7 protein-coding genes are annotated in these 11,932 nt (G+C 48.1%); 3 read left to right on the top strand and 4 right to left on the bottom strand.

What is annotated here, in order from left to right:
• Nucleotides 1–221: 221 nt before the first annotated feature.
• The 4 genes from QUA42_RS23915 to QUA42_RS23900 form a co-directional block, all read right to left on the bottom strand.
• Nucleotides 222–821, bottom strand: a complete 600-nt coding sequence (locus QUA42_RS23915; RefSeq protein WP_333140683.1) for a transglutaminase family protein — start codon at nt 819–821, stop codon at nt 222–224.
• Nucleotides 822–883: 62 nt separating this feature from the next.
• Nucleotides 884–3,190, bottom strand: coding sequence for a DNA phosphorothioation-associated putative methyltransferase (locus QUA42_RS23910; RefSeq protein WP_333140681.1), 2,307 nt, complete (start codon nt 3,188–3,190; stop codon nt 884–886).
• A 206-nt stretch (nt 3,191–3,396) separates the two neighbouring features.
• Nucleotides 3,397–6,813 (bottom strand): response regulator, encoded by a 3,417-nt coding sequence (locus tag QUA42_RS23905; protein WP_333140679.1) that lies wholly within the window; start codon nt 6,811–6,813, stop codon nt 3,397–3,399.
• 124 nt (nt 6,814–6,937) lie between these two features.
• A complete protein-coding gene (locus QUA42_RS23900; RefSeq protein ID WP_333140677.1) occupies nt 6,938–7,369 on the bottom strand; it encodes a response regulator in 432 nt (143 codons plus the stop codon).
• A 257-nt stretch (nt 7,370–7,626) separates the two neighbouring features.
• Between QUA42_RS23900 and purC the strand changes: the two genes are divergently transcribed.
• The 3 genes from purC to lpxC all read left to right on the top strand — a co-directional run bounded on the left by purC (nt 7,627) and on the right by lpxC (nt 11,930).
• Complete coding sequence (gene purC / locus QUA42_RS23895) at nt 7,627–8,355, top strand: phosphoribosylaminoimidazolesuccinocarboxamide synthase (RefSeq protein ID WP_333041222.1); 729 nt, start codon at nt 7,627–7,629, stop codon at nt 8,353–8,355.
• A 185-nt stretch (nt 8,356–8,540) separates the two neighbouring features.
• Nucleotides 8,541–10,919 carry a BamA/TamA family outer membrane protein gene (locus tag QUA42_RS23890; RefSeq protein ID WP_333140675.1) on the top strand — a complete coding sequence of 793 codons (2,379 nt, stop codon included), beginning with the start codon at nt 8,541–8,543 and terminating at the stop codon, nt 10,917–10,919.
• A gap of 156 nt (nt 10,920–11,075) precedes the next feature.
• Nucleotides 11,076–11,930: a UDP-3-O-acyl-N-acetylglucosamine deacetylase gene (gene lpxC / locus QUA42_RS23885; protein ID WP_333140673.1), complete on the top strand. Its 855-nt coding sequence runs from the start codon at nt 11,076–11,078 to the stop codon at nt 11,928–11,930.
• The last annotated feature ends 2 nt before the right edge of the window (nt 11,931–11,932 follow it).

Below are 11,932 nucleotides of genomic sequence, written 5' to 3'. Positions count from 1 at the left end.
TTCATCTTTTTATTGTCACAATCAAGTATTGCATATAATTGTATCCTAGTCTTGATAATGATTTAGGATTGCTATATTCCTCCTCAATCATACTTTGGATCATATTCATATGATGCTTAACGGCTAAATTGAGTGGCGACAAATATCCCCAAAACTAAGCGACATGACTCTGATTATGGCTTCAACGTCGTGTTAGCGGGCTGGCATACAATCATTATCGGTCATAACAAAATATAACTATTGGCAGACTCCAACGAAATGTCTGGGAGATTACGAAGCATATCATCCCATGTCTTCTGTGCTTGCAATGCTTCTATAACGACTTGAAGCGGCTCTGAGAATATGGCTGGAAAATCTGCCTCTTCGGAAAACTGAATCTTGAATGCTAATTGCTCTTGGGGCGGGGTGAACTGAGCGTTGACTCCTTCTTTGTTACCTCTTGCATCAACCCGATACCAACCAACTTCAGGTAAATGGATCGCATTGAAACCGTGCAAACTATACGGCGCACCCTTGTCATCAATACTTAACCGCTGGTAGCAAAGACCTGCTGGAATGTCATTTGCTCTTAGTAACGCTGCTAACAAGTGACTTTTCGCATAGCAATATCCTGTTTTGTGCTGAAGTACATCTGAAGCTCGACAGGTCACAGGACTCATTTGATAGTCATAACTGTGACGAATTTCATCTCGCACCCACTCAAAGCAAGCCTTAGCTATCGCCGTTGGTGTCTCATATCCCGATGCGATTTGTTTAGCACATTCCATAATTTCGGGATGCTGCCAATCAATAACTTCACTCACTTTCAAGTATTCTTCCATGTCAACCGCTAGGAACGCTATAGGCTCAATTGTAAAGGCCTCACCAACAAATTTCAACTGTGTTAGCCACTAACCTTTCCATCCTCTTTGCCCTCTGCGTCCTCTGCGATTTGTTCAATCTTTCCCGCATTAGTAACAATCTTTTTATGCTGGCGTTCCGACGCAGCTTTTTGCAGCATTTTTACCCGTTCGGGCTCAGCATCCGATCGCCAAAACAAGCGATGACCTTTAATTTTAACGCAGTTTTCCTCCAAACACTTCACCCATTCCCGATGCTTTTTAACTACGCCCCGATCGAGAATCCCTAACTTCTCTTCTTGGCGTGTGAGTTTCGCAAACTTGTCATAATGGGGATAACTAGCAGTAACAAAAGCTTCTTTTCTAACTAAAATTGGCGGATTATACACATCAGAAAAGTCTTGATAGCTGACCGAAAGGTCGCGCAAATCTATGTGCATAGAAGTGTGCAAAGCTGGATGCGGGTTACTGTCAAAATCGGGATAAAATAAATAGGAAATCTGAGGTTTGCGAGCGTAAAATTTGATGATTGTGGCGCCGTCAAGTCTGCCAATTGTGCGGTTGGCACAGCCTTCGTAAAGCCTGAGCAAAGGGTCTAGTTCTTCTAATGCAGAGACGTGAACTGAAAGAGTACCGGGCTGTTTGTAGCCGATCGCACTATCTTCGCAGCAATCCGCAACAATATCAGCTTTGCCCAAACTGTATAGCATTAAATCAGCCAAAGTGCAAGCTTTTTGATAATTGTCGAACAAACCTTTGATGTCGTTGCGGATTTGAGCGGGGAGTCGGCGCATTGAAGGTCGATCGCCCAAACCGATCAGAGCGAGATACACCAGCAAATCTTGGCGGCGCTTGTCGGCGATTGTCTCCCAATCATCCGCATCCGTTGCTTGCAAAATCACCCTCCAAGCGCGATTAAAACTGTGGAATTCTCCCTTAATTACCGATTCTTCAGCTAATTCGCCTTTCACAGGAAGGCGGCCTCGATCGCTCACAAAAGCCATCAAAGGAGCCAACATTTCCGCATAATCCTCAAACCGCTTAACTTGCGATCGCACTCTGGGAGTCGATAAGTGCGATCGAAACCGAGAAGCGCGAAAACCTTCACCCTCCGCAGCATCCCGAAACACAAAATAAATCCCCAAAGCAACAGGAATCGCATCAACATTCAAAACTTGGTCAATATAAACCTTCAACTCTTCTTGTTCGTAATACTTCTGAAAAGTATTCCGAGAAGTAATCACCCCATCCCCGTAAGCAATTTGGCCTCGATTACTATCATCAATCAAAACCTGAGCCGCCACAACTAATAAACTCTTCGTTAATTCCCAAGCATTCAGCAAAGCTTCTCGGCGTTCCGCCAAAGATTCAATGACATTAATCACATAACCAATATTCACAATATCAGCACAAATTCGCGGAGTATCCGGCTGATAGTATGGGTCCCAACCAGAAATAGTATAACCCTCTTGTGCAATATATTTAACATCGCCGCCGTAACCGCAACCGTAGTCAAAAAAAGTCGCTCCGTCCCTCGCTAAATCTGCTTCTAAAACCAGACGCAGAGGTTTAGAAAGCGAGTTGCGTACCATTGCAGCTTTGTGTCGCTCGATTTTAGGAATTGATAGCTCACTATTTTCCTGTTTCAAACGCTCGACAACAGTATGATCTTGGATTTCTACACCGCAATATCCCAAATATTTGAGCCAACCCTCGCGAGTTCCGATAACGCTAGTATTGTCAAGCAGCCCCCACTTTTCCTCGCAGCGAGTCAGCCCCGCAAACTTTTCGTAATTGGGATAATCCGCAGCTACAAAAGTTTCCTTACGGTGCAAAACAGGGGGATTTTCGCTGTTGCTGTAATCAAAATATTTAACTTCCCCTGTTGCTAGATTAATCTGGATGCTGGTTTGCAAAGCAGGATGAGCATCTGTATCGAAATCAGGGTAAAAAAGATAAGATATTTTAGGTTGATGGAGTGAAACTTTAACTAAAGTTGCTTCATCAATATTTTCGAGAGTGCGTCTGGCACAATTTTCGTAGATTCCGAGGACAGGGTTGAGTGTCTGCAAAGCCGAAACGTGAACGTAAAAAGCCGTCGGTAATTTTTTTCCCACCTTGCTTTCGCGACAGCAGCGAGCCACTTTTGCTAGGAGAGTGTCAACACATAAATTAGTTATTTCATCGCGCGGGTACGGCACAGCATTTACAGCAGAATCTTGCTCAGAGATAGCCTCATTTTCATACAATAAAACTTCCTGAGAAAAAATCATCAAAGGCGTTAGCAGTTTTTCATCATTTTCTAATGAAGTGCTATCTAAAATAGTGTTTGTACTGGTATCGTAATTCATAGCTAAATTAATTATGTTTTTAATTAACCGCAGAGAACGCAGAGGACACGGAGTGAAGAAACAAACAAAATTTTCCTATAATTTCTATATTTAGGATGCACACTCCGTACCGTACCGCTTTATTTCTTAGTTTTTTAGAGAGGAACTTCGTTTTTGTAAGGGCGATTTTAATCGCCGACTAATATCGACTACGAGCGAGTAAGATATTAACCAAACATTCTAGTTTCCACAAATTCTTGAACCCGGGCTAAATGACTGGACAAACTCACTAATATGTTCTCAACCCTCTCAATATTTAACAATTCCCCCTCGGGTGGTTCAGATTGGAAGCCTCGCGCTTGATGCTCCAATTGTGCGGCCAAATCCGACATCAGAGCAACTCCCACATTAGCCGAAGTTCCCTTAAGACGGTGTGCTTGATATTCCACAGCTTGCCAATCTTTAGCTTCTACAGCTATTTTGGCAGCAGCCATATCAGCTTGGGCGTCTGCCACAAAAGCTTGCAAAAGCCGCTCTGGCAATTTAATATTAACTCGTCCGAGTTGCTCCAATCTGCTCTTGTCGAACAGTCCGTCGCAGTCTCTATGTTCCCAAGTTTGAAGTGCGCTCGACCTGGGTGTCGGCCCAGCCACAACCTGCGCTTTTTCCACAGCTTCTGTATAATTTCTTGCTAATTGAGATTTATTTTCCGAATTAATACTTTTAACTCCATACTTATTTTCACCCTGAACATTTAGGGCTTCATACTTTTTCAGGGCCGCCGCCAAAGCATCTAAATCTACAGGTTTGCTGAGATAATCGTCCATCCCCGCAGCCAGACACTTTTCTCGTTCCCCCGGCATAGCATGAGCAGTTAAAGCCATCACAAAAGTATGCCGATCGCTTCCTTCGATTTCCCTCAACTTTTGCGCCGTTTTATAACCGTCAAGTACGGGCATTTGACAGTCCATCAGGACTAAATCATAGCTTTTTTTTGCCAGCAAATCCAGCGCTTCTTGACCGTTGACTACGCAGTCAGCCTGATAGCCTAAAACTGCTAACTGTTCGACAAGAACTTGTTGATTGATCGGGTGGTCTTCCGCCACCAAAATTCTCAGCGATGACGGCGAATTGGGAGTAGCATATTGAGAATTAACTGGTGGCAACTTGCAAGTATTAGCAGCCTCGAATCTCCCAAAATCTCCCGTTCCCTTAACCGGTGCCAGCAAAGTTTCAAGCAGGCGACTTGGCCGCACCGGCTCGATCAAATACCCGTTAAAACCCCGACTGCAAAGCGCTTCAGCCTTCGGCTGTTCTCGCAAAGCAGTCATGGCGATTAACGAGCCAACTGTCGAGGTCGATCGCACTTTCCTAGCAAATTCCTCGGCATTCAACTCCGGCATTTGCAAGTCCACAAGCACCACATCCCAGCTTTTTCCACCCTCTCCCGAATTCTGAGAAATCCTGCCTTGGGCATTTTTAAACCAACTAAAAGCCTCAGCAGCAGTTTCTGCCTCGTCGCAGCGCGCACCCCTACTTTGAACGAGCGATCGCACCGCTGCCCTCCTCAAAGCGCTTCCAGACACTACTAACAGCTTCTTGCCCGCAAGTTCGGGATCGTGAGGCTCAACTGGCAACTGTTTTTCCAAAGGTACAGTAAACCAAAAAGTCGAACCGCTGCCTAGCAAACTGCGAACTCCAATGTCTCCTCCCATCATCTCCACTAACTGCTTACAAATAGCCAAACCCAAACCCGTCCCGCCGTAAGGTCTAGTAGGAGAATCGTCTACCTGAGAAAAAGATTGGAACAGCTTTGTTTGGCCTTCTGCCGAAATTCCAATGCCAGTATCCCGCACGGAAAATAGCAATCTTGCTTCTTGTCTGCCGTCTGCCAGTCGGTTGCCCTGTTTCACAGTTACGTGAACCAGAACTTGACCGCGATCGGTAAATTTTATGGCATTCCCTGTCAAATTCAGCAAAACTTGCTTCAATCTGCCCGAGTCGCCCACTAACTTCCTCGGCACTGAGCTGTCAACTAAAATATTCAATTCAATACCTTTTTCTTCTGCCAAATGCGCTATAATTTCTATCACAGATTCAACGCAACTATCCAAATCAAAATTAGTCTTTTCCAGTCGCATTTCTCCAGCTTCAATTTTAGAGAAATCGAGGATATCATTAATAACATTGAGCAAATGTTCAGCACTGCGGTAAATAGTCTGAGCGCACTCCCGCTGTTTCGGTTCCAGAGGAGCGCGCAGCAGCAATTGAGCCATTGCCAAAACCCCATTCATCGGAGTGCGAATTTCGTGACTCATGTTCGCCAAGAATTGCGACTTCACCCGGCTAGCTTCTAAGGCAGTTTCCCGCGCCTCCACCAACTCATTAATCTTGTCGGCAACCATCACAATTCCCCCGACTTTCTCGTCGGGATCGTACCAAGGGTGAGCAGCCCACCGCAGGTACAGAACCGATCCATCGGCTCGTTCCCAGGCATCTTCGCTCACAGAAACTACTTTGCCTTTGAGCACTTCTTGGTACATTACTTTCCAGCGATTCGGTGTATCTGGAAATAATTCGTAATGGCTAAAATTATTCAGAGACGGCAAGTTTAAATTAAATTGACTAACCCATTTTTTAGAGTTAGCCATATAGCGCATTTGTGTATCGAACATCGCCATTGCTACAGGCACGCAAGTAATAATTTGTCTCAGTTGCTGCCGTTCCCTTTCCAGAGCGTCTTCCGCCTGTTTCCGCTCAGTAATGTCGCTAATCATGCCTGCCATTCGTAGCGGTTTTCCTTGGGAATTCCGCTGAGCTTTTCCCTGAGAAGTACAGTAGCGGTAAACACCGTTCGAGTGTAGCAGCCGGAATTCTACATTATAGTCTATTTCTTGTTCCAAGTGAGCGGCGATCGCCGCGACGATTCCCTCCTTGTCATCGGGGTGCAGGCGGTTGTATAGAGCGTCCATAGTCCTGCCAAATTGCTTTCGCGACAAACCGATAATTTCCAAAAGGCGATCGTTCCAATAAACCTCATTTTTACTTAAATCCCAATCCCAAATTCCGTCGTTCACTCCCTCTAAAACTAACCTGTATCGTTCCTCACTTTCCTTGAGCTTTTGACTGGTATGAAACGCCTGAAATTCTGCGCGGTAAACCCGCATCGCATTGGACAAACTGCGAGACAAACTTTTGGGAGAAAGCTTGTTTTTAGCGATATAATCAGAAGCTCCTGCCTTCATCAATTCCACAGCAATTTGTTCGTCGCCTTGACCGGTGAGCACAATTAAGGGAACTTTCAGCCCAGCTTCTCGTAGATATTTTACTAAACTAAGTCCGTCACCGTCCGGCAATCCGTAGTCGAGCAATACGCAGTCAAATTTGCACTCAAATATTTGATTTAATAGCAGCCCTTTTTCGGTCTCCTCAACCTCGCTTAAAGGTTGAGATTTATTTGGTTTGGAGAGTTTCGTGGTAGCCTGCATAGAATTTTTGCTGACCGAGAGTTGGGCCAGGGCATCCGCGCAGTCTTCTGCTTCAGTAACTTCTGCCGAAACACCAGCGGACTTGAGCGAACGTTTGATCGCCATTCGATCGACTGCATCGTCATCAACTATCAGAATTGTGAGAATTTTGTCCATAACAACCGAATTGTGGATTACTCCGAAAAAGCTGCAGTCTCGAAAAAGGAATTAAAATAACGGCAGCGCTGAAAAATCACCAAGCCACATCAAAAAATAAATTTTTTATTAAATTTTCCCTATTTTAGGGAATTTCGCTTAGCATCCAGTATCTGTTGAGGGTAGCCATCACTTCCACAAAGTTAGAAAAAGTAACGGGTTTAAGAATATAACCCGCTACATTCAAATTATAAGCTTTTACTTTATCTCTATCTTCATTAGAAGTTGTGAGGACGATTACCGGAATCGACCTCAAATATTCATCCTGTCGCAATTCTTGCAAAAACTCGATCCCGCTCATTCTCGGCATATTCAAGTCCAGCAAAATTAACCGGCGCTCTTGAGGCATAGGAGGATCTATTTTTTCTTCTCCACGCAATATAGCTAGAGCTTCTAATCCATTGGCAGCAATGTACAGGGGGTTGACGATGTTATTTTTTTTGAAAGCTCGCCGGACGTTCATCACATCAACCTCATCATCTTCTACCAAGAGAATATGAATTTTTTTGTCTTGCATAAATCAGCCATTTTATAGATGTTTTTTAAGCGCCCGTCTCGTTGGCGAGGTTTAGTGAGCACGGATCGCGAACCCAGCAGGTTTAATCTCTATTGTCCTTTGTCAAGAATCATTTATGGTTGGGCCGCTCGCGGGATCTACCTGCAGGTGTACTCGCCCCTCATGCTCTGAGTGGCGCAGCCGAGATCCAAAAACTCGCCAATAACGCCCGATCGAGCTACGGTAAAATCTAAAACTCATCTACATTATTAATCGCCATGTCAGCCGATCGCAAACTCTACGAAGGCAAAGCCAAAATCCTCTACTCCACCGAAGACAGCGAAATTTTGCTGACCCACTTCAAAGACGACGCCACAGCCTTTAACGCCCAGAAACGCGGCAGCATCGTCGGCAAAGGCGAAATCAACTGCGCCGTATCCGCCCACCTGTTTCGGATGCTAGAAGCCAAAGGCATTCCCACCCACTTCATCGACACGCCGGCCCCCAACCAAATGCGAGTCTGTCGCGTCCAAATCTTGCCCTTGGAAGTCGTAGTCAGAAACATTGCCGCCGGCAGTCTTTGCAAGCAAACCGGACTCGCCCTCGGCACAATAGTCAATCCCCCGCTGGTGGAGTTTTATTACAAAAACGACGATTTGGGAGACCCGCTGCTGACCCGCGACAGGCTGCTGCTAATGCAGTTAGCCACCCCCGAACAAGTAGACCAACTAGAAATCGCCGCCCGCGAAATTAACGAAATACTCAAAGAATTTTTCAGCCAGTGTGGCATCACCCTGGTAGACTTCAAACTAGAATTCGGGATCGACCAACATCAAAATCTGATCCTCGCCGACGAAATCAGTCCCGACACCTGCCGCCTCTGGGACAACGCAGAAGCCGACCCCGACGCCCGTGTTATGGACAAAGACCGATTCCGCCGCGACTTAGGATCGGTAGAAACTGCTTACCAGCAAGTTCTCCAACGCGTTCTCGCTCAGAAAGTCTAGAGGCCTTGGTAATGCGCTAGAATTGCACAGTTTGTCACCCTTCTGTTTTCGATGTCAGCAATCAGCGGTCAACAGTCATCAATTAGCGGTCAGCGCGAAATTCCACCGACTTATATAACTAATGACTAATGACTAATGAATAATGACTAATGTGGTGTGTGGATTGCCCAAAAAAGTGAACAAAAATGCGTTTATCTGCTGTATTGGTGGCAGTTTTTACTGCCTCAGCAACATTCGGGTTATCAAATTCTGCAAACGGCCAAACATCCTACTCTGAATCAGCAGAGGAAGCTTTGGCTGCCGTTCCGCCCGCCCCGTCGATCGAATTACCCGATCGCCCCATTCCAGAATTAACCCAAAACCCTCCTCAAAACCGCAAAGCCGGTAAAACCAGCAAAGGGGAAGCCCTAACAATAGCTGCGGCCCCTGCCAGAGGAGAAGGCGACGAACCCCCAAACCAAGTCACAGAGCCGCCCTCCCCGGTTTCACCTCCGATCCTTCAACTCAAACCCGAGCTAGCATCCAACCCCTCCCCCGCCTCTAGCAGCCAAAACGCCCTGCCAGACGTGCAACAGGACAGCTCGCTCCCCCCCGAGGAATCGGCGGTAACGCCCGCCTGGATCGCAGCAGAGCTAGGGAAACCAGAGGAATCAGGGGCGATCGCTCAAAACGCCCAAGTTACCCCCAGGCCGGCCCCGACGGAACCGCCCACGGACACCGTTCCCCCATTGCCCCCTGGCCCAGCACCGCAGCCCAGACAAACCCCCGCACCCGCCGGGGCGGCAGAACCGCAAGTGCTAGTTGCAGAAGTTACAGTCACTGGGGCGACGGAAGACCTGGAAAGCGAAATTTACCGAGTCATCAGCACCCAACCGGGACGCACGACCAACCGCAGCCAACTGCAACAAGACATCAACGCCATTTTTGCCACGGGCTTTTTTAGAAACGTGCGGGCAGTACCGGAAGACACCCCGTTGGGCGTCCGGGTGACTTTTATTGTGCAGCCAAATCCGGTGCTGCGGGGAGTGACAATCACCGGTCAGCAAGTGCTGCCCCAAAGCGTAATTGACGAAAGCTTTCGCGATCAATACGGCAAAATTCTCAACCTCCGCCGCTTTGAGGAGGGAGTGAAAAAAATTAATGCGTGGTATCAAGAGAACGGCTATGTTTTGGGCCAAATCACTGATGCTCCGCAAGTAGCAGACGACGGCACTGTCACCCTGGTAGTGGCAGAAGGCCAGATCGAATCCGTTGATGTCCGCTTCCTGAACAAGGAGGGAGAGGCAACAGATGCCACGGGTCAGCCGATCGGAGGCAACACACGTCAGTTTGTCATCACCCGCGAAGTAGAACTCAAGCCCGGAGACATCTTTAACCGCACCAAGGCGGAAAGGGATTTGAGACGGGTGTTTGGTTTGGGAATTTTTGAAGACGTGCGACTTGCCTTGGAACCGGGAACGACTGACCCCCGCAAGGCAAGGGTAATTGTCAACGTCATTGAGAAAAATACTGGTTCTCTGGCGGCGGGTGCGGGTTTGAGTTCCGCTACGGGTTTGTTCGGTACGCTGAGTTACCAGCAGCAAAACTTGAGAGGTAGGAACCAGAAATTGGGGGCTGAAGTACAAATCGGGGAACGCCAAACGCTGTTTGACCTGAGTTTTACTGACCCCTGGATTGCGGGCGATCCTTACCGCACTTCTTTCACCGCTAATGTTTTTAGAAGACGATCGATCAGCGTGATTTTTGACGGCGGCGAACGGGAAGTCAGATTGCCCAACGACGATCGACCCCGCATCGTCCGCACCGGTGCCGGCATCAATTTCACCCGTCCCCTGTCGCCCAATCCTTTTGCCGATCCTGAGTGGACTGCTTCACTCGGCTTGCAGTACCAGCGAGTCTCAATTACCGATCGCAAAGGCAGGCGCGAGTCCGAGGACGAACTCGGCAACCTGTTGAGTTTTAGCGATTCGGGCTCCGACGACTTGACAACTTTGCAAGCAGGTGTTGTGCGCGATCGGCGCAACGACGCCCTCCGCCCCACTAGCGGTTCCCTGCTCAGGTTTGGGATGGAACAATCGATTCCTGTCGGTTCCGGCAGCATCCTGTTAAACCGCCTGCGGGCCAGCTACAGCTTTTACCTACCAGTCAAGTACACTAACTTTGCCCCCGGCCCTCAAACCCTGGCATTCAGTTTTAGAGGCGGCACCGTCTTCGGAGATTTGCCTCCCTACGAAGCCTTTGCCTTGGGCGGCGCGAACTCGGTGCGCGGATACGACGAAGGCGACATGGGAGCAGGTCGCAGCTTCCTAGAAGCCAGCGTTGAGTACCGTTTCCCGATTATTTCGTTTATCGGCGGAGCGCTATTTTTGGATGCTGGCAGCGACTTGGGCACGGGCGAAGATGTCCCGGGCGACCCTGCCGGTATCCGCGGAAAGCCGGGTAGCGGTTACGGTTACGGCCTCGGCGTGCGGATTCAATCTCCTTTAGGACCGATCCGGATCGATTACGGTATCAACGACACTGGGGACAATCAAATTCACTTTGGAATTGGTGAGCGATTCTAATTAACAAAGAGTCATTAGTCAGCAGTCATTAGTTATTAGTTAGGAGTAATTGGTAATTGGTAATTGCTAATTAGTAAGTTGCGCCTCGGCGCACCCTACAAATCATGTCTAAGGTGCGCGACTCAGCGCACCCTACTGTTAACTTCCCTCTTCCCCATGACTCAACGTACCTTAAAATCTGAATTTGAACTGTCGGGAATCGGTTTGCACAGCGGCGAACAAACTCGCGTCCGAGTTTTGCCTGCGGAGGTTGGGGAAGGCCGCTATTTTGTCAGAATAGACTTGCCCGGTGCTCCGATAATTCCTGCAAAAATTGAGGCCGTTTGTCAGACTGCACTTTCAACTGAACTGGCAGGTATCGATGCTCAAATTCGCACTGTAGAGCATCTCTTAGCAGCTTTGGCGGGGATGGGAGCGGATAATGCTCGAATTGAGGTTGATGGGGCGGAATTGCCGCTGCTGGACGGTTCGGCTCAGGTTTGGGTAGAGGCGATCGCCCATACCGGCTTAGTTCCTCAAGAATCGAAGCAAGACCCCACTTCCTCCTTCGTCCTAGAACAGCCAATTTGGGTGCGCCACGGGGATGCTTTTGCAGCGGCTTTACCCTCAGCCGAAACTCGATTTAGTTACGGAATTGATTTTGAGGAACAGGCGATCGGCAATCAATGGTACAGTTGGTCGCCAGAGGCAGAAAGTTTTGCTAGCGCGATCGCCCCAGCCCGCACTTTTGGACTGGCTCGCCAAGTTGACCAATTGCGAAAAGCAGGTTTGATCAAAGGTGGTACCCTAGAGAACGCCCTAGTTTGCGATCGATCCGGCTGGCTCAACCCGCCTTTGAGATTTGCCAACGAACCAGTGCGCCATAAAATCCTAGATCTAGCAGGCGACCTCAGTCTGCTCGGAACTTGGCCAAAAGCTCACTACTTGGCTTACAAAGCCAGTCACAACCTGCACGTCCAACTCGCCCAAGCCCTGAAATCGGAAGCTCTAGCTACCCTAGATAACAGTTAGGA

Origin of the sequence: Microcoleus sp. Pol11C2 (genome assembly GCF_036701505.1) — a bacterium.
In the GTDB taxonomy this organism is placed as follows: domain Bacteria; phylum Cyanobacteriota; class Cyanobacteriia; order Cyanobacteriales; family Microcoleaceae; genus Microcoleus.
This window is presented reverse-complemented; position numbering and strand designations above follow the sequence as displayed.